The 17,989-nt window shown below is 72.4% G+C and carries 15 protein-coding genes; 8 read left to right on the forward strand and 7 right to left on the reverse strand.

Going from position 1 to position 17,989, the window contains the following annotated elements; translation table 11 throughout:
• Positions 1 to 1,458, reverse strand: a complete 1,458-nt coding sequence (locus CBQ26_RS12885) for a nicotinate phosphoribosyltransferase (RefSeq protein ID WP_268248296.1) — start codon at positions 1,456 to 1,458, stop codon at positions 1 to 3.
• The gene (locus CBQ26_RS12890; RefSeq protein WP_308430596.1) at positions 1,455 to 2,858 is read right to left on the reverse strand and encodes an MFS transporter; all 1,404 of its coding nucleotides are present in this window, start codon (positions 2,856 to 2,858) and stop codon (positions 1,455 to 1,457) included. The genes CBQ26_RS12885 and CBQ26_RS12890 overlap by 4 nt, the downstream gene beginning before the upstream one ends.
• A gap of 115 nt (positions 2,859 to 2,973) precedes the next feature.
• Here CBQ26_RS12890 and nadE point away from each other — a divergent pair, with 115 nt between their 5' ends.
• Positions 2,974 to 3,813, forward strand: a complete 840-nt coding sequence (gene nadE, locus CBQ26_RS12895) for an ammonia-dependent NAD(+) synthetase (RefSeq protein WP_088249039.1) — start codon at positions 2,974 to 2,976, stop codon at positions 3,811 to 3,813.
• Positions 3,814 to 3,870: 57 nt separating this feature from the next.
• Here nadE and CBQ26_RS12900 read toward each other — a convergent pair whose 3' ends face one another.
• From CBQ26_RS12900 to CBQ26_RS12910, 3 genes are read right to left on the reverse strand one after another with little or no spacing between them, the layout of a single operon-like run.
• Positions 3,871 to 4,569 carry a CoA transferase subunit A gene (locus tag CBQ26_RS12900; protein WP_088249040.1) on the reverse strand — a complete coding sequence of 233 codons (699 nt, stop codon included), beginning with the start codon at positions 4,567 to 4,569 and terminating at the stop codon, positions 3,871 to 3,873.
• Between the two features lie 28 nt (positions 4,570 to 4,597).
• Entirely contained in the window at positions 4,598 to 5,314 is a 717-nt protein-coding gene (locus CBQ26_RS12905) for an alpha/beta fold hydrolase (protein WP_216360365.1), read from the reverse strand.
• A 7-nt stretch (positions 5,315 to 5,321) separates the two neighbouring features.
• Positions 5,322 to 6,404 carry an alpha/beta fold hydrolase gene (locus CBQ26_RS12910; RefSeq protein ID WP_088249042.1) on the reverse strand — a complete coding sequence of 361 codons (1,083 nt, stop codon included), beginning with the start codon at positions 6,402 to 6,404 and terminating at the stop codon, positions 5,322 to 5,324.
• Between the two features lie 103 nt (positions 6,405 to 6,507).
• Between CBQ26_RS12910 and CBQ26_RS12915 the strand changes: the two genes are divergently transcribed.
• From CBQ26_RS12915 to CBQ26_RS12945, 7 genes are all read left to right on the forward strand, one after another.
• Complete coding sequence (locus tag CBQ26_RS12915) at positions 6,508 to 7,668, forward strand: ABC transporter substrate-binding protein (protein WP_088249043.1); 1,161 nt, start codon at positions 6,508 to 6,510, stop codon at positions 7,666 to 7,668.
• Between the two features lie 128 nt (positions 7,669 to 7,796).
• Positions 7,797 to 8,657, forward strand: a complete 861-nt coding sequence (locus CBQ26_RS12920) for a branched-chain amino acid ABC transporter permease (RefSeq protein ID WP_058976133.1) — start codon at positions 7,797 to 7,799, stop codon at positions 8,655 to 8,657.
• On the forward strand, positions 8,654 to 9,643 hold the full coding sequence (locus CBQ26_RS12925) for a branched-chain amino acid ABC transporter permease (protein ID WP_088249044.1): 990 nt from the start codon (positions 8,654 to 8,656) through the stop codon (positions 9,641 to 9,643). Before CBQ26_RS12920 ends, CBQ26_RS12925 begins: the two co-directional genes overlap by 4 nt.
• Entirely contained in the window at positions 9,640 to 10,425 is a 786-nt protein-coding gene (locus CBQ26_RS12930) for an ABC transporter ATP-binding protein (RefSeq protein ID WP_229844045.1), read from the forward strand. The genes CBQ26_RS12925 and CBQ26_RS12930 overlap by 4 nt, the downstream gene beginning before the upstream one ends.
• Positions 10,422 to 11,180, forward strand: a complete 759-nt coding sequence (locus CBQ26_RS12935; RefSeq protein WP_088249045.1) for an ABC transporter ATP-binding protein — start codon at positions 10,422 to 10,424, stop codon at positions 11,178 to 11,180. The genes CBQ26_RS12930 and CBQ26_RS12935 overlap by 4 nt, the downstream gene beginning before the upstream one ends.
• 108 nt (positions 11,181 to 11,288) lie before the next feature.
• Positions 11,289 to 14,297, forward strand: coding sequence for an AfsR/SARP family transcriptional regulator (locus CBQ26_RS12940; protein WP_088249046.1), 3,009 nt, complete (start codon positions 11,289 to 11,291; stop codon positions 14,295 to 14,297).
• Between the two features lie 55 nt (positions 14,298 to 14,352).
• Complete coding sequence (locus CBQ26_RS12945) at positions 14,353 to 15,138, forward strand: 3-hydroxybutyrate dehydrogenase (protein ID WP_088249047.1); 786 nt, start codon at positions 14,353 to 14,355, stop codon at positions 15,136 to 15,138.
• Between the two features lie 75 nt (positions 15,139 to 15,213).
• On the opposite strand, the gene CBQ26_RS12950 is transcribed toward CBQ26_RS12945, so the two are convergent.
• On the reverse strand, positions 15,214 to 15,714 hold the full coding sequence (locus tag CBQ26_RS12950) for a CAP domain-containing protein (protein ID WP_088249264.1): 501 nt from the start codon (positions 15,712 to 15,714) through the stop codon (positions 15,214 to 15,216).
• A gap of 140 nt (positions 15,715 to 15,854) precedes the next feature.
• Complete coding sequence (locus tag CBQ26_RS12955; RefSeq protein WP_088249048.1) at positions 15,855 to 17,906, reverse strand: M3 family metallopeptidase; 2,052 nt, start codon at positions 17,904 to 17,906, stop codon at positions 15,855 to 15,857.
• Positions 17,907 to 17,989 lie beyond the last annotated feature (83 nt).

The following is a 17,989-nucleotide window of genomic DNA, read 5'->3' on the forward strand; positions in this document are numbered from 1 at the left end:
TTAGAGTCCGTGCCGGTCGCGCAGCGCGCCGATCAGGGCGTCCCGGCGGCCCTGCAGCGCGGCGCTGAGGCTGACGTGGTACGCGTGGGGGTTCAGCAGGCGGCGCGTGCCGTCCGGCAGGGCCGCCAGTTCCGCGTGCGCGCGGGCCTGCAACTCGGGCAGGCTCTCGGCGGGGCGGGTGCGTTGCCCGGCGTCCATGACGGTCACGCGCGGGTCGGCCCAGCCCAGGCCGTCCGGAATGCGGCGTGAGCGCAGGGGGTTGGCGGGGTCGCTGACGCGCCCGCCGGGCTGCGGGGCCGCCTCGTCCTGCCCGGTCACGACGTCCAGCGCGTACCGGCCCGCGCCGTCGCGGGCGCGCCAGACACGTTTGGTGCCGGGCACGCTGGTCTTGGCCAGGTCGCCCGTGAGTTTCATGCGGTCCTGCCCGCCCAGCGCCACGAGTTTGTACACGCCGCCCAGCGCGCCGCCCCCGTCGCCGCCGCCCGTGGCGAGCTGCGTGCCGATGCCGTACACGTCCACCCGGCCGCCGCCCTGGATGACGCTCTGGATCACGAATTCCGACAGGTCGTTGCTCGCGACGATCCGTACGTCCGGGAAGCCTGCCCCGTCCAGCGCGGAGCGCACCTGCGCGGACAGGTACGCGAGGTCCCCGCTGTCCAGCCGCACGCCGCGCAGTTCGTGCCCGGCGGCCCGCAGTTCCCGCGCGACGGTCAGAGCGTTCGGGAGGCCGCTGCGGAGCGTGTCGAAGGTGTCGAGCAGCAGCGTGGTGGCGTCCGGGTACAGCGCGGCGTACGCGCGGAAGGCGCTCAGTTCGTCCGGGAAACTCTCGACCCAGGCGTGCGCGTGCGTGCCGGTCACGCGCAGGCCGTAGCGGGCGGCGGCCTCCACGTTGCTGGTGCCGGTGGCCCCGCCGATCACGGCGGCGCGGGCCGCGCCGAGCGCGCCGTCGGGTCCCTGGGCGCGGCGCGCTCCGAACTCCACGATCTCGCCGCCGTGCGCTCCGGCCTGCGCGGCGCTCAGGCAGCGGGCGGCCTTGGTGGCGATCAGGGTCTGGAAGTTCAGGACGTTCAGCAGCGCCGTCTCCACGAGTTGCGCCTCCCACAGCGGGCCGCGCACGGTCAGCAGCGGTTCGTGCGGGAAAACCACGCTGCCCTCCGGGAAGGCCGTGACGCACGCCGTGAAGCGCCAGCCACGCAGCGCGGCCAGGAAGTCCGGACGGAACAGCCCCAGGCTGTCCAGGTACGCGAGGTCCGCCTCGCCGAACCGCAGGCCGCTCAGGTACTCCAGGGCGGGTTCCAGTCCGGCCCACACGGCGTACCCACCCCGGTACGGCGCGCGGCGGAACGACAGGTCGAAGGTGGCGTCCTGGGTGTGCAGGCCCGACACGAAGTACCCCTGCATCATGGTCAGCTGGTACAGGTCCGTGAACAGCGCCGGGCCGCTGCCGGGGCGCGTCACGCGGTCTCCCGGTCCCGCAGCGGCCGGCCGCGCGTCTCGATCCCGACCGCCCACACGCACGCGGCAGACAGCACGAACAGCGCCGCGAACACCGTCAGGGCCTGCACCAGTTGCCCGCCCAGCAGCAGCGCGCCCGCGAACGGCGAGATCAGGCTGCCCAGCCGCGCGAACGCGCTGACCAGTCCCATCCCGGAGGCGCGCAGCAGCGTGGGGAACAGTTCCGGGGTGTAGGCGTACAGGGCGCCCCAGGTGCCCAGCAGCGAGAAGGACAGCAGCGCCGAGGTCAGCAGCACCCCGGTCGGCGTGCCCGCCAGCAGGAACAGGTACGCGCCCAGCGCGCTGATGAGCATGAAGCCCACCAGCGTGGCGCGGCGGCCCACCCACTCGACAAGGAGGCTGGACAGCAGGTAGCCCGGCACCTGGGCGGCCGCGAGCAGCAGCGTGGTGGCGTACGTCTCGCTCAGCTCGAAGCCGTTGGCGCGCAGGTACGTGGGCAGCCACGAGAAGATGCCGTAGTACCCGAGGCTCATGCCGAACCACGCGGCGCCCATCAGCAGCAGCCGGTCGCGCAGGGCCGGTCCCAGCAGCGCCGCGAAGCGCGAGGCCCGCCGGGGAACGGGCAGCGGCGGCGCCAGCGGTTCGGGCGGCAGGGGGCGGCCGTTGCGGCGGGCGAGCTGCGCCAGCGCGGCGCGGGCCTCGTCCATGCGGCCGCGCGCCGAGAGCCAGCGGGGCGAGTCCGGCACGCCCAACCGCACGAACAGCCCCGCCAGTCCCGGCAGGGCCGTCAGGGCCAGCAGCCAGCGCCACGCGTCACCGGCGGGCAGCCACGCGGCCGTGGCGGCGGCCAGCAGGGTCAGGATCAGCGTCCCGATCACCCAGAAACCTTCCACGATCACCAGGAACCGGCCGCGCTGGGCGGCGGGCATGAATTCGGCCATCAGGGCGTAGTCGACCGGCATGGTCCCGCCGATGGCGAAGCCGGTCAGGACCCGCGCGGCCAGCAGCACGCCCACGTTCGGCGCGAACGCCCCGAGCAGTCCGAACAGCACGCCCAGCGTGACGGTGGTCAGGAACACGGGGCGGCGGCCCACGCGGTCGGCGACGCGGCCCCACAGCGGCGCGCCGATCAGCATGCCGGCGAAGGTGGCGACCGTCAGCAACGTCACGACCGGCGAGTCGTCCGGCAGGCCGAAGTGGGCCTTCACGTCGCCCAGCGCGAATCCCATGACCAGGACGGCCATGGCGTCGGCGGCGAAGGTCAGGCCGCAGATCAGCAGCAGACGGTACTGGAAGGGACCCAGGCCCAGGTGTTCGATCACCTGATCGACCGTCCGGGTGTCCGGGGGCGGGGCAGCCACAGCGTCTTCCGGAAGACGCAGGCGGGTGGGACGGTCGTTCACGCCTGTCAGTGTAGGGCGAATGCGCCGCCCCCGTGACGTGGCTTGCAGGGCGGGCGCCCACCCCGGACGGAGGCCCGCGCGCCGCCCTGGAATCCGCCGTGGAATACTGCCGCGCATGAGCATGCAGCAGGCCATCATCAGGGAGCTGGAGGTCCGCCCGGTCATCGACCCGGCGCAGGAGGTCGAGCGGCGCGTGGCGTTCCTGTGCGCGTACCTGCGGGCGTCCGGCACGAAGGGATTGATCCTGGGCATCAGCGGCGGGCAGGACAGCACCCTGGCGGGGCGGCTGTGCCAGCTGGCCGCCGAGCGCCTGCGCGCCGAGGGCACAGAGGCGGCGTTCGTGGCGGTGCGCCTGCCGTACGGCGTGCAGGCCGACGAGGCGGACGCGCAGCGCGCCCTGGCGTTCATCCGCCCCGACCGGAGCGTGACGGTGAACGTGAAGGGTGCCGTGGACGCCGCCTCGGGCGCCGCCGCCGCCGCGCTGGCAGAAATGGGTGCAGGCGGGGAACTGCGCGATTTCGTGCGGGGGAACATTAAGGCCCGCGAGCGGATGGTCGCGCAGTACGCGCTGGCCGGGCAGCTGAACCTGCTGGTGGTGGGCACCGATCACGCCGCCGAGGCGATCACGGGCTTCTTCACGAAGTACGGGGATGGCGGCGTGGACCTGACCCCCCTGACCGGCCTGAGCAAACGCCAGGGTGCGCAGCTGCTGGAGTACCTGGGCGCCCCGCCCGAGACATGGCAGAAGGTCCCCACCGCCGATCTGGAAGACGACCGCCCCGGCCTGCCCGACGAGGTCGCGCTGGGCCTGACGTACGCGCAGATCGACGACTACCTGGAAGGCCAGCCGGTCGCGCCGGAGGTGGCCGGGAAGCTGGAGCGCCTGTACCGCGTCACCCGACACAAGCGCGCCGTGCCGGTCACGCCATTCGACGGGTGGTGGCAGGAGGCCTAGACGGACCGGAGGTCACGCGGGAACGTCCACCCCGCGTAACCTCCCAGGTGGCTGGATCTACCCGGCGCGGACGGTGCGCTGCTCGATGCGCTTCTCGGGCGTGGCGTTCAGCACGACGCGCTGCACGAAGATGCCGGGGGTGTCCACTTCGTCCGGGTCCAGTGCGCCGATCTCGACGATCTCCTCGACCTCCGCGACCGTGACCCGGCCGCAGGTGGCGGCCATCGGGTTGAAGTTGCGGGCGGTCTTGCGGTACACGAGGTTCCCGGCGCGGTCGGCCTTCCAGGCCTTCACGAGGGCCACGTCGGCGACGATGCCGCGTTCGAGGATGAACGTCTGGCCGTCGAAGTCCTTGTGCTCCTTGCCCTCGGCGACCAGGGTGCCCACGCCGGTCTTGGTGTAGAAGCCGGGGATGCCCGCGCCCCCGGCGCGCATCCGTTCGGCCAGGGTGCCCTGCGGCGTGAATTCCAGTTCGAGTTCCCCGGAGAGGTACTGGCGTTCGAATTCCTTGTTCTCGCCGACGTAGGAGCTGATCATCCGGCGGATCTGGCGGGTCTGGAGGAGCAGGCCCAGGCCCCAGCCGTCCACGCCGGCGTTGTTGCTGACGGCGGTCAGGTTCTTCACGCCGCTGTCACGCAGCGCCAGGATGAGCTGTTCGGGAATGCCGCACAGGCCGAAGCCGCCCACGGCGACGGTCTGGCCGTCGGCGACAATGTCGGAGAGCGCCGCGTGGGCGTCGGGGTACACCTTGTTCATATGGGCTCCAGTGTAGAACGAACGGTCGTTAGGGAGTGGGCAGGGTCGTCAGGAACCCTTCCAGCAGCGCGCGGAAGGCGGCGGGGTCCTCCTGCGGGAAGCCGTGCCCCCGTCCGGGCAGGACGGTGGCGGCCGAACCCAGCGCCGCCGCCTGCGCCCGCACGAGGTCCGGGGTGATGAGGGCATCCAGCTCGCCGCCCAGGACCAGGGTCGGCAGTCCGGCCAGCCGCGCGGCGTCCACCTGCCAGTCGGCGAGCGCGCGGGCGTTCCCGCTGTAGTGCGTGGCGGCCATGTTCGCCCCGTCGGTCAGCAGGTCCGCGAAGTTCGCGGGCCGCCCGGAGGGAAACAGCGCGCCCAGGCTGGCCTCCAGCAGAGCGGGCGTGGTGCGCAGCAGCTCCAGCACCGGGTAGTGCTCCTGGGGCGTGACCAGTCCGGTCAGGGGTGCGCTGGCCGCCAGCACCAGCCCAGACAGGGCCTGCGGCCCTCGCGCCGCGACCTCCAGCGCCACCGCGCCGCCCAGCGAGTGGCCCAGCAGCACCGGCCGCGTGACGCCCTGCGCGCGCAGCCAGTCCTGCACCCAGTCCGCATACGCCCCGATGGAGACGGGGCCCGGATGCGGCGTGCCCGCGAAGCCCGGTAGGTCCGGCGCGAAGACCCGCCACCCGGCCGGCGGCGCGGCCAGCAGGTCCACCCACCAGCGGGACGAGGCGAAATTGCCATGCAGGGCCACCAGGGTACGGGTCACGCCTCCATCAGACATGACGCACCTCCGCCGCGTCCAGGGCGGGTGGCATCGGCGCCGTGCCCAGCAGCTCCCGCAGGGCGTCCTCGAAGGCGGCGGTGTCGGCCAGTCCGCCCAGGTGTCCGCGCGGCGAGTCGAATTCCAGGTGGGTGTGGGCCACGCCCGCCGCCTGCGTCTGCGCGGCGAAATCGCGCATCTCGGCGGCGGGGAAGAACTGGTCGCCGCGCACGTTCACGCTCAGGAGCCGCGTGCCCTGTTCGCGCCAGTGGCGGCATAGGTCGTCCAGGGGAGCCACCTCCAGCAGGTCGTGCGTCTGCACGGCCCGGCCGATATCCAGCACGTGCCGCAGGTCGGCGGTCGCGGTGCGGGTGCGCAGGTAGGCGTCCACGTCCGCGTCGCGGAACAACAGGTCCACGCCGTCCGCGCCCAGGCCGAAGAAGGTGATCAGACGCAGCGTCTCGTGCAGCGCCGCGTCCGGGTCGCCCTGCGCCGCCGCGTGCAGGAGCGGACCGAACACGCCGCGCAGCACCGGCCCCGCGACCGGGCTGCTGACGACCGCCGCCACGCGCGGCGCCAGCGCGGGGGTGCGCGCCGCCCACTGGAGCGCCTGCATCCCGCCGAAGCTGGGACCGACCACCGCGTGCCAGCGGGGAGCGTGCAGGGCGCGCAGCAGGCCGCACTGCGCTCCGTGCAGGTCCGCCATCGTCCACGCCGGGAACCGCTCGCCCCAGGGGTGCCCGTCCGGGTGTGGGGTGGCGGGGCCGGTCGTGACGACCTCCGGGTCGCGCACCTGCACGTTTCCGGGCGTGTTCAGGCACGCCACGTAGAACCGGTCGGTGTCCAGCGCGCGGCCCGGCCCGATCAGGGCGTCCCACCAGCCGGGCGTGCCGTCCGGGTTCAGTCCGGCGGCGCGCATGGTACCGGTGTAGTGGTGGCAGACCAGCACGGCGTTGTCCCGTTCCCTGTTCAGGGTGCCCCAGGCCCGGCCGCCCAGTCGCAGCGGCACCGGCTGGCCCGCCACGGTCAGGTCACCTCTCAGTTCAAAGTCGCCCGGAGAATCCCCTGGCGTCCACGTCCACGGACTGTCTCGCATCGCGTTCCAGGCTAGGTGCGGGGCGTCACGGGCCGGTTACACGCCCGGTCAGCGGCGGGTGTAACGCACGTGTGACGGCCCGGCCCTACACTGCGCAGCGAACATGAAAACACTCCTGATGACGGGCGTTCTGCTCGCGCTGTCTGGCGCGGGCGCAGTGAAGGTCGGCGTGCTGCTTCCCCTGAGCGGGGCGGGCAGCGTGTCCGGCCAGGCCGCAAAAAACGGGTACCAGCTGGCCCTGGACGAGATCAACCGGGCGGGCGGCGTGCTCGGCAAGCCTCTGGAACTGGAATTCGCGGATGACGGCAGCGCCCCCGCCAAGGCCGTGCCGGAATTCGTGAAGCTCGTGACGGTCGAGAAGGTGGACTTCATGGCGGGCGGCGTGAGCAGCGCCACCAGCATCGCCGTGAGCGGGCCCGCCAAGCAGTACGGCACCTTCATGGCCTGGATCGGCGCGGCCGCCGTGCCCGTCGAGGACGCCTTCGCGGACCACCCGTACTTCTTCCACTACCACCCCTGGTCGTACTACAACTTCGAGGCGATCCTCGGGTACTTCAAGTACCTCAAGACGTACAAGAAAGCCAAGACCATCGCCATCGCGTACGAGGACGGCCCCTTCGGCAGCGCGGGCATCGACGCGACCGTGGACGCCTTCAGGAAGGCCGGGTTCAACGTCGTCATGACCGAGAAGTTCAAGACCGGCAGCGGCAACTTCGGCCCGCTGGTCAGCAAGGCCAAGGCCGCCAAACCCGACATCCTGTACTGGGTCGGCTACGACACCGACGCCCTGCCCCTGGCCACCGAGATCAAACAGCAGAACCTGCAACTGGGCCTGCTGTACGGCACGCCCCCCAGCTGGCCCGTGGGCTTCGAGAAGAACAGCCTCTCGGACAACGTGGCGGGCCTGAGCCTGTGGCTGTCCACCAGCCCCAACAAGGACAGCCGCACCTTCGTCGCCGCGTACAAGAAAAAATACGGCACGGTCACCGACGAGTACTTCGCGCCGCTGGCGTACGTGAACCTCAAGACGCTGGCCGCCGCGATCAACCGCGCGGGCACGACCGACAAGGCCAAAGTTGCCGCCGAGATGGCCAAAACGAACGTGTCCACGCCGTTCGGGCAGCTGACCTTCAGCCCCAGCCTGAAAACGAAGTACCAGGGCTTCAAGGCCGGGAACTGGCTGCACTTCCAGTACCTCGGGGACGCGCGCGTGCCGGTCTTCCCGATCAAGTTCGCGCAGAAACCCATGGTGTACGGCAAGTAAGACGGACTCCGGTTGAATGGCTTATCAAGCCGTTCAACCCGAGCGGATGCGAGTAGGAGTGGAGCGGGTTCTGAGCGGGGGTCGTCCTGTGTCGCCTTGGACGACCCCCGGTCTGTTGGAGGAACGAGATGGACTTATTTGTGCAGACGCTGGTCAACGGCCTGCTCCAGAGTGGCCTGTACGCGCTCGTCGCGTCGGGGCTGGCGCTGGCGGTGGGCGTGGTCGGCATCGTGAACTTCGCGCACGGGGAATACCTGATGATCGGGGCGTTCCTGGCGTGGGCGGGCAGTGCCTTCCTGGGCGTGGACCCGCTGCTGAGCCTGCCGGTGATCGCGGTCGCCGTGTTCGCCATCGGGGCGCTGACGTACCGCGTGAGCATCCGGCACGTGCTGCTCGCGCCGGAACTGAACCAGATGCTGCTGACCTTCGGGCTGGGCATCCTGCTGCAGAACCTCGCGCTGATGCTGCTGGGCGGCAACACCCGCACGGTCACCACGCCGTACCAGGCGAGCAGCCTGCAACTGGGTGACCTGAGCGTGGGCGGCCCGAAGGCGCTGGCGTTCGGACTGGCGGCGCTGCTGCTGGGGGCGCTGTACGTGGTGCTGTACCGCACGACGCTGGGCCGCCAGATGCGCGCCGTGGCGCAGAACCGCCGGGGCGCGCAGCTGATCGGCATCGACGTGGACCGCGTGTACCTGATCGCGTTCGGCGTGAGTTGCGCCCTGGCGGCGGTGGCGGGCGTGCTGGTGAGCGTGCTGCTGTTCGCGTCCCCGACCGTGGGACTGGTATTCGCGCTGAAGGCCTTCGCGATCATCGTGATGGCGGGCCTGGGGAACCTGACGGGCGTGCTGTGGGCGTCGGTGCTGCTGGGCGTCAGCGAGGCGCTGGTGCAGACGTACGTGCCGGGCGGCGGCGGCTGGAGTGACGCGGTGTTCTTCCTGATGATCTTCGGGACGCTGGTGCTGCGGTCCTTCCGGGGCGCGCGATGAGTGCCCGTCAGGCTGAGGCGGGCGCACCCGTGCGCGCGGCGCCGCGCCGCGAGATCACGCCGGGCGCCGCGCTGCCCCTGCTGGGGTTCCTGCTGCTGGCGGCGCTGTTCCCGTTCCTGCCGCTGGGGAGTCGCGCGGAGTTCCTGTTGCAGATCGCGTTCTTCACGCTGGTGGCGGGCATCATGGCGCTGTCGTGGGACATCCTGGCGCGCAGCGGGCAGGTGAGCCTCGCGCACGCGGCGTTCTACGGGCTGGGCGCGTACGGGTACGCGCTGCTGCTGAAAGCGGGCCTGCCGTGGCTGCTGGCCATGCCGGTTGCAGCGCTGCTGGCAGGCGGCGTGAGCCTGATCCTGGGCGCGGTCACGATGCGCCTGAGCGGCATGTACTTCGCGATCGCCACGCTGGCCTTCACCGAGGTGGTCCGCACGATCATCCAGAACCTCCCCGAGAGCGTCGCGGGCGGCGCGACCGGCCTGCTCGTGCCCGCGCTGCTGGGTGGGAACAGCCGCGCGCAGTACGCGCTGGCGTGGGGCCTGCTGGCCTTCACGGTGCTCGTCAGTCTGGCGGTGCGCCTGACGCGGCTGCACTTCGCGTTCGCCGCGATCCGGCAGGGCGAGGAGACGGCGCGGGTGCTGGGCGTGAGCATCGTGCGCTTCAAGCTGCTGGCGTTCTTCATCAGTTCGTCGCTGGCGGCGCTGGCAGGCGTGCTGTACGCCGGGAAGACGTTCTTCATCAACCCGCTGGAGACCTTCAGCCTGGCGAACTCCATCGCGCCGCTGACCACCTCGATCTTCGGGGGGCTGTACACGACGCTGGGGCCGGTGCTGGGCGCGACTGTGCTCCGCGTGGCTGAGGAACTGCTGCACAACAGCGTGAAGGACGGGTACCTCGTGGTGTACGGGCTGGTGCTGATGCTGAGCATCCTGTGGCTGCCGCGCGGCCTGATGGGCCTACGCCGCAACAGGAAGCATGGAGGTGACCTGTGACCGCCGCGACGACCATCGGGGGCACCCTCTCCCCTGCCTCGCAGGGCGCAGAGGTCCTGCGCGCCGAGGGCCTCTCGAAGCGCTTCGGGGGTCTGAAGGCCGTGCAGGACGTGTCGTTCACGCACCATCAGGGTGAGATCCTGGCGGTGATCGGGCCGAACGGGGCGGGCAAGACGACGCTGCTGAACCTGCTGTCCGGCGTGTACCGCCCGTCGGCGGGACGGCTGCACCTGATGGGCCGCGACGTGACCGACCAACCCATGGAGGCCCGCTGTCACGCCGGACTGGGCCGCGCGTTCCAGATCGTGCGGCCCTTCCCGGAGATGACCGTGCACGAGAACGTCACGGTGGGCGCGCTGTTCGGCAAGCCCGGTCAGCGCCTGCCGGAGGCGCGCGAGCGGGCCTGGGCGCTGCTGGAACGCACCGGGCTGGCCGCGCACGCCGACAAGGCCGCGCATGAACTGACGCTGCTGCAGGACAAGCGGCTGGAGGTGGCGCGCGCCCTGGCGACGAACCCCAGCGTGCTGCTGCTGGACGAGGTGATGGCGGGCCTGCGTCCCGGCGAGGCACAGGAGGCCGTCGCTCTGGTGCGCGGCGTGCGCGAGAGCGGCGTGAGCGTCCTGTTCATCGAGCACATCATGCCGGTCGTGCGGGATCTGGCCGACCGGGTGGTCGTGATGGATCAGGGACAGGTGCTCGCGCAGGGCACCTACCGCGAGGTGACGGCCGACCCGCGTGTGGTCAGCGCGTACCTGGGGACCGAGGAAGGATTACAGGCATGACTGACACACTGAGCAGGACGGACGCCGCACCAGAAACCGCAGGGCAGGAACTACGGATCGAGGGGCTGGCCGCCGGGTACGGGAAGGTGCAGGTGTTGTGGGACGTGAACCTGCACGCCGCGCCGGGCGAGTTCGTGGCGGTGATCGGCGCGAACGGGGCGGGCAAGACGACCACGCTGCGTGCCGTGAGTGGCGTCGTGAAGCCCAGCGCGGGCCGCATCACGCTGGGCGGGGTGGACATCACGCGGGCCGAACCGAGTCGCGTGGTGGCGCTGGGCCTGGGGCACGTCCCGGAGGGCCGCGAGCTGTTCCCGCACATGACGGTCCGCGAGAACCTGGACCTGGGCGCGGCCATGAGCGCCGCCGCCCGCGCGCGCGCCGCCGAGACGCTGGGCGAGGTGTACACGCTGTTCCCCCGCCTTCAGGAACGCGCGGGGCAGCTGGCGGGCACGCTGTCGGGCGGCGAGCAGCAGATGGTCGCGGTGGGCCGCGCGCTGATGGCCCGCCCCAGCGTGCTCGTCGTGGACGAACCCAGCCTGGGCCTGTCGCCGCTGATGACCCAGACGGTGTTCGAGGCGCTGAAGGCCGTGAACGCGCAGGGCGTGACGGTCGTGCTGGTCGAGCAGAACGTGAACCTCAGCCTGAAGCTGGCGCACCGGGCGTACGTGCTGGAGAACGGGCAGGTGGTCAAGGAGGGCACGGGCGCGGCGCTGCTGGCCGACCCGGCGGTGCGTGAGGCGTATCTGGCGCTGTGAGCTGGTCCACTGGCGGGGAGGGTCGGGGCGAGGCAGGCTGCGACCCTCCCCTGCCACTTGTGGGGTTTCTGTCGCGCCAGGACGGCACTTCGCGCTAGATTGCCGGGCGTGACCCTTCACTGGCGGGACCTGACGTCCGCGCGGCGCACGCGGCTGCCGGCGGTGCGCGGCGCGGTGGCGCGCGAGCGGCTCCTCTCGGCGCTGGACGCCCGCGTGCTGCTCGTGACCGCACCTGCCGGGTACGGCAAGACGACGGCGCTGGCGGGCGCGGCGACGGGTCGGCCCGGCCCGGTCGCGTGGCTGACGCTGGACGGCGACGACGCCGATCCGCTGGTGCTGGCGGCCAGCCTGTCGCTGGCGGTGCAGGCGCTGCCCGGCGGCGCGCGGCCCGGGGACGCGCTGGGTGGGGGGGCGTCCCCGCGCCGGGTGGCGGGACTGGTGGCGGACGTGCTCGACGGCTGCGGGGCGCTACTCGTGCTGGACGAGGCGCAGGTGCTGTCCGGCTCGGCGGGGGCGGAGGTGCTGGGCGGGCTGCTCGCGCCGGGTGAGGGGCGGCTGGCGCTGCTGTCGCGTACGGCGCTGGACCTGCCGGAACTGGCGCGGCTGGAGGTGTCGGGGGACGCGGCGCGACTCTCGGCGGCGGAACTGGCGTTCACCCCGGCCGAGATCGCGGCGCTGTTCGCGGCGCAGGGCCTGGCCCTGACGGGCGCGGAGGTCCGCACGGCGCACGCGGTGACCGAGGGCTGGCCGATCGCGGCGCGTTTCCTGGCGCAGGCGGCGGCGCAGGGCCGCGTGACGCTGGCGGACCTCGCGGACCTGGAGGGCGGGGACGCGCCGCTGGGGACGCTGTTCACGTACCTCGCGCAGGAGGTGCTGGGGCCGCTCGACCCGGCGCTGCGGGGGCTGCTGACGCGCAGCAGCGTGTTCGAGGAACTGATTCCGGCGCTGCTGGAGGACGCGCTGGACGAGCCGCGTGCGCGGACGCTGCTGGAGACGCTGGCGGGCAGCGGCACGTTCCTGATCCGGGCGGGCGAGGACACATACCGGGCGCATCCGCTGCTGCGCGCGCACCTGCGCGGCCTGCTGCCCCCGGCGGAGGCGCGGGAGATCGCGGCGCGCGGCGCGGCGTTCTTCGAGCGGACCGGGCGACTGCGCCGGGCGCTGGCGGCGCACCTGCTGGCAGGGAACACGGCGCGGGCGGCCGCACTCCTGGCAGGCCGGGGCGGCGTGTGGCTGGCGCAGGGGCGCGTGACGCTGGTGGACCGCAGCCTCGCCCGGCTGCCGCGCGCGGACTGGACGCCCGCCCTGCACGCCCTGGCCGGGGACGCGCTGCGGCTAGCGAGCCGCTACGACGAGGCCCGCGCCGAGTACGCCCTGGCAGAACCGCTGGAGCGTGCGCTGGGCGAGGTCCGGCTGGCGCTGGATACCGTGCAGCCCGAGCAGGCCTGGGGGCCGCTGGACGCCGCAGCCGCCCTGATCGGCGGGGAGCGGCAGGCCGAACTGCGCCGCCTGCGGGCCGAGAACCTGCTGAACGCCGGGCAGCTGGCCGAGGCGGTGGCGCTGGAACCCGAGCTGCGCGGCGGGGCACGTTCCGCGCTGCGCTCCGGGGATCTGGACGCGGCACTGGCGCGCGCGCACTCACTCGCGGACGGCGAGACGGGCGGCGCGCGGGCCGCGCAGAACCACCGCGAGGGCCTGCTGCTGGCGAGTTTCATTCACGCGGCGCGCGGCGAGGTGCACGACGCCGGGGCGTGCGCCCGCCGGGGCCTGAGCGAGGGCGAGCGGCTGGAGAGCCCGTTCGTGCAGTCGCTGGCGCTGGCGCGGCTGGGGCACGCGCAGCAGGCGGCGGGGGACTTCGCGGCGGCCCGCGAGAGTTACGACGCGGCGCTGCGGCAGGCGCAGCCGGTCACGGGTCGCCTGCGGGTCGAGCCGCTGATGGGCCTCGCGGCGCTGGCGGGCCGGGCCGGGGACGTGGCCCGCGCGCAGGCCCTGACCGCCGAGGCGGGCGGGCAGACCGGCGGGGACCGCTACATGGCGGGGCTGCTGACCCTGACCTCCGCGCTGGGACTGGCGCAGGGGCCGCAGGGCACGCAGGCCGTTCCTGGGTTGCAGGAGGCCGCCGCGCTGTTCGGCGCGTGCGGGGACGCCTTCGGGCAGGCGGCGGCGGCGCTGGCGCTGTTCGCGCTGGGCGCCGGACCGGCCGAGGGAGCCGCGCAGGCCGTCGCCGCGTACCCGTTCCTGCTGGGCCGCCCGTCCCTGTTCGCCCCGGCGGCGACCCGCGCGGGCCGCGCGGCGCTGCTGGCCCGCCTGGGCGAGGCGCAGCCGGATGCGCGCGGCGCGCTGGCAGTGGCGGCCCGCGAGCTGGGGTACGCGGCGGTGCCGGACCCGGCCGACACGCCGGGCTTCGAGGTGCGTGTGCAGGTGCTGGGCCGCGTGGCCGTCACCCGCGAGGACGGCCGGGTCCGCGAGTGGGGCCGCGCGAAGGCCCGTGACCTGCTGGCCCTGCTGGCCGTCCACCCGGCGGGCCTGCCGCGTGAGGCGGCGCAGGAGGCGCTGTTCCCCGACGCCGACCCCGGCGTGGGCGAACGGAATTTCCGCGTGACCCTGCACGCCCTGGGGCAGGTGCTGGAGGAGGGCGCGCGCAGCGGCGTGTTCCTGGAAAGGGGGGACTGGCTGCGCCTGCGCCCCGGCGCGGACCTGCACGTGGACCTGACCGCCGCCTGGGCGCGGCTGGGACAGGCGGCCGGCACGCCGGACCGCCTGGACGCCCTGCTGGAACTGCCGCCCACGCTGGCGGACGTGGATCTGGACGACGTGGCCCGCGAGGCCGAACGCTACGCGGCGGCGCTGCCCGAAGCCCTTGCGGCTGAAGCCGACGTGGCCCTGGCACTGGCCAGACCGGACCGGGCCGCGCTGGCCGCCGGACGCGCCCTGAGCCTCGACCCGGCGCACGAACCGGCCGCGCGGGCCCTGATGCGCGCCCAGCACGCGCTGGGGCGCGGCGCGGCGGCCGGGCGGGTGTACGCGGCCCTCACGGGGGCGCTGGCGGACCTGGGCCTGAAACCCCTGCCGGAGACGCAGGCGCTGTGGCAGGCGCTGTCCGGCGCGCGGGCCTGATCGGTCTTCCTGTGGGCGTAACCGCCGAGTGACGCCTGCGGCCTACACTCCGCGCATGACGCAGGACACGCACAAGCAGGGCATGGAGGGCAGGGCTGCGCTCGTCACGGGCGGCACGAGCGGCATCGGGCTGGCGATCGCGCAGCGGCTCGCGCAGGATGGGCTGCGGGTGGCGGTGCTGGATCTGGACCGCCCGCCGGCGCGCGAGGTGGCGCAGGCGAACGGCCTGACGTTTATCGGGGCGGACCTGTCGCGCCGCGAGGACTGCCGCCGCGCGGTGGACGAGACGGTGGCGGCGCTGGGTGGCCTGGACGTGCTGGTGAACAACGCGGGCTTTCAGCACATCGACCCCATTGCCGCCTTCCCGGAGGACACCTGGGACGCGATGCTGCACGTGATGCTCACGGCGCCGTTCCTGCTGAGCAAGTACGCGTGGCCGCACCTGACCCGCTCCGGGCAGGGCCGGATCGTGAACGTGGCGAGCATCCACGGACATGTGGCCAGCCCGTTCAAGAGTGCGTACGTCAGCGCGAAGCACGGTCTGATCGGCCTGACCCGCACGGCCGCGCTGGAGGCCGGCGAACAGGGACTGACCGTGAACGCCATCTGCCCCGGCTACGTGCGCACGCCGCTGGTCGAGGGGCAGATGGCCGATCAGGCCCGCACGCGCGGCCTGACCGTGCAGGAGGTCGAGCAGCGGGTGATGCTGGAGCCCGCCGCCATCAAGCGCCTGCTGGACCCGCAGGACGTGGCGGCGCTGATCAGTTACGTGGTCAGTCCCGCCGCGTGGGGCATGACCGGCGCGGTGCTGGACCTGGACCTAGGCTGGACCGCCCGGTGACGACCAGCGCGGAGTCCCTCACAGCAGAAGCATGGAGGCCGGTTCCATCAACCATCCTCCATCCCCTATCAACCCTCAGCGGGGCTGGCTGCTCAGGACCATCACGTACGAGGTGCCGCGTGAGCCCTGCACGACGGCGGCGCCGACGTGGGTGTAGCGGTTCTCGTTCATCCAGTAGCAGTGTACGGCCGAGTTCAGCCACCAGCGGACGGCCTGTTCGGGGTTCACGCCGCCGCCCATGTAGATGATCTCGGTGACGCTGACGGCATTCACGCCGGTGCTGGCCGCGCGGACCTTGGGGGTGGAGCCGTCGGCGCCGGTGTGGGTGATGCGGCCGCTGCTGCTCATGTACCCGGCCTGGATGCGCGCGGCGGCGGCCAGTTCCGGCGAGTAGCTGAGCGCGCCGGCGACGGGGCGGCGGCCGCTGCCGGGGCAGTTGACGCCCTGGGCACGCACCTGGTTCAGCCGGGTGATCAGCTGTCCCTCGGCGGGAGTGGGGGTGGCCTGGGTGGTGCCGGGCAGACCGAGGGCCACCAGGGCCGTCAGCGCGCCAAGCGTCCGCTTGGGGTTCCACATGAGCATCGTGAACGCAGCTTAACCTGAATGCCCGGTGAATGCCACGGGTGCCGCGCCCCGGCTGTCCAGCCCAGTGCGCGGCACCCTTCGTACCTGCCCGGATTGAACGGGCCTTGCAGCCCATTCAATCGAAGTCCGTCTTACAGCAGGCCGCTGCGGCGCAGCAGGGCGTCGGCGTCGGGGTCGCGGCCCATGAACTCGCGGTACAGCTCGGCGGGGTCGGCGCTGTTGCCGCGGCTCAGGACGCTGTCCACGAAGGCGCGGCCCGTGTCGCGGTTGAAGATGCCCTCCTGCGCGAAGCGGCTGAAGGCGTCCGCGTCGAGGACTTCGGCCCACTTGTAGCTGTAGTAGCCGGCGCCGTACCCGACGGGGCTGCTGAACAGGTGGTTGAAACTGGCGATCTGGGCGTACGCGTCGGGCAGCGGGAACGGAATGAAGGTCGCCATGATGTCCCGCGCGTACGGCAGGGGGTCGGCGTCGCCGGTCGGGTCGAATTCCACGTGCAGGCTCAGGTCGGTCAGGCCGAAGGAGTACTGGCGCATGGCGGCGTTCGCGGCGCGGTAGTTGCGCGCGGCGATCATGCGGTCGAACAGCTCCTCGGGGATGGTCTGGCCGGTCTGGTAGTGGCGGGCGAACAGGTCGAGCGCCTCGCGTTCCATGACCCAGTTCTCCATGATCTGGCTGGGCAGTTCCACGAAGTCCCAGGCGACGCGGGTGCCGCTGAGGCTCTTGACGCTCACGCGGCTCAGGGCGTGGTGCAGCAGGTGCCCGAACTCGTGGAAGACCGTCTCGACCTCACGGATGGACAGCAGGGCGGGGGTGTCGGCGTCGGGGGGGGTCATGTTGCCGCACATCAGGCCCAGGTGGGGTTCCACGCCGCTGTCGCGGGGGCCGCCGGTGATGAAGGCGTTCATCCAGGCGCCGGCGCGTTTGCTGTCGCGGGGGAACCAGTCGGTGTAGAAGCTCGCGACGTGCGTGCCGTTCTCGTCGTGAATGTCGTAGTACCGCACTTCCGGGTGCCAGCCGGGCGCCTGCGACTCGCTGACGCTCACGCCGAACACGCGGCGCACGATCTCGAACATGCCGCTCAGCACGCCGTCCATCGGGAAGTAGGGGCGCAGGGCTTCCTCGTCGAAGTCGTACTGCTCCTGCCGCTGCTTCTCGGCCCAGTACGCGCCGTCCCAGGGTTGCAGCTCCGGAGCGTCCGCACCGGCACGCTCGTGGTAGAAGGCGACCAGTTCGGCGTTCTCGCGTTCGAAGGCGGGGCGGGTGCGGGCGTCCAGGTCACGTTCGAAGCTCAGGGCGCGGTCGCCGCCGCCGGCCATGCGCTCCTGCAGCACGTAGTCGGCGAAATCCCTGAAGCCCAGGAGCTGGGCCTTCTCGCGGCGCAGTTGCAGGATCTCGCGGATCAGGGGGCGGTTGTCGCGGCCCTCCTGCACGCCCAGTCGCCCCTGCGCTTCCCACAGTTCGCGGCGCAGTTCGCGGTCGTCGGCGTAGGTCAGGATGGGCAGCAGGGTGGGCGCGTGCAGGGTCAGGCGGTGGCCGTCCTGGCCCTTGCCCTGCGCGTCGCGGCGGGTGGCGTCCTGCACGCGCTGCGGCACGCCGGCCAGCCGTTCGGTCGGCACGAACAGTTCGTACGCGGCGGTGGATTCCAGGACGTTGCGGGAGAAGGTGCTGGTCACCTCCGCCAGGCGGGTGTTCAGGGTGAGCAGGCGGTCGCGGGCCTCGCCCTGCAGGTCGGCGCCCTCGCGGCGGAACCCGTCGATGGCCGTCTGCAGGTGCCGGGCGCGGACGGGGTCCAGCGCGGCGGCCTGGGGGGTGGCGGCGAAGCCCTTGACCGCTTCCCAGAGGCCCTCGTGCAGGCCCAGGCGGGTGTAGAACTCGCTGGTGCGGGGCAGGATCTCCATCTTGGCGGCGGTCCATTCGGGACTGCTGATCACGGCGTCCAGGTGGTGGACGATGGTGTTCACGGTGTCCAGCTGCTCGGTCAGGGTGTCGAGGTCCGCCATGAAGTTCGCGAAGTCGCGTTGCGGCGCGGCGGCCAGCTGCTCGAGTTTCTCCTGCGTCTGGGCCAGCAGGGTGTCCACGGCGCTGGCGGCGTGCTCGGGGCGGATCTGGTCGAAGGGGATGCGGAATCCGACGTTCAGCAGGGGATTGCTCACGCCGGTCGTCTCGGTCTGGGTTGCAGTCATCGTTCCGGAGTATAGAAGGCCGGGCCGCGCAGACCGTAAGCAGATTGGCGTGCCGGTCTTCCGGCGCCGCCGGGTCCGGGACG

It is taken from the genome of Deinococcus indicus, assembly GCF_002198095.1.
GTDB lineage: Bacteria > Deinococcota > Deinococci > Deinococcales > Deinococcaceae > Deinococcus > Deinococcus caeni.

What these genes read in the sequence shown, in the direction of transcription:
- nadE (WP_088249039.1), top strand. Translation starts at nt 2,974, where the DNA reads ATGAGCATGCAGCAGGCCATCATCAGGGAGCTGGAGGTCCGCCCGGTC.
- CBQ26_RS12900 (WP_088249040.1), bottom strand. Translation starts at nt 4,569, where the DNA reads ATGAACAAGGTGTACCCCGACGCCCACGCGGCGCTCTCCGACATTGTC.
- CBQ26_RS12910 (WP_088249042.1), bottom strand. Translation starts at nt 6,404, where the DNA reads ATGCGAGACAGTCCGTGGACGTGGACGCCAGGGGATTCTCCGGGCGAC.
- CBQ26_RS12915 (WP_088249043.1), top strand. Translation starts at nt 6,508, where the DNA reads ATGAAAACACTCCTGATGACGGGCGTTCTGCTCGCGCTGTCTGGCGCG.
- CBQ26_RS12920 (WP_058976133.1), top strand. Translation starts at nt 7,797, where the DNA reads ATGGACTTATTTGTGCAGACGCTGGTCAACGGCCTGCTCCAGAGTGGC.
- CBQ26_RS12925 (WP_088249044.1), top strand. Translation starts at nt 8,654, where the DNA reads ATGAGTGCCCGTCAGGCTGAGGCGGGCGCACCCGTGCGCGCGGCGCCG.
- CBQ26_RS12935 (WP_088249045.1), top strand. Translation starts at nt 10,422, where the DNA reads ATGACTGACACACTGAGCAGGACGGACGCCGCACCAGAAACCGCAGGG.
- CBQ26_RS12945 (WP_088249047.1), top strand. Translation starts at nt 14,353, where the DNA reads ATGACGCAGGACACGCACAAGCAGGGCATGGAGGGCAGGGCTGCGCTC.
- CBQ26_RS12950 (WP_088249264.1), bottom strand. Translation starts at nt 15,714, where the DNA reads ATGTGGAACCCCAAGCGGACGCTTGGCGCGCTGACGGCCCTGGTGGCC.
- CBQ26_RS12955 (WP_088249048.1), bottom strand. Translation starts at nt 17,906, where the DNA reads ATGACTGCAACCCAGACCGAGACGACCGGCGTGAGCAATCCCCTGCTG.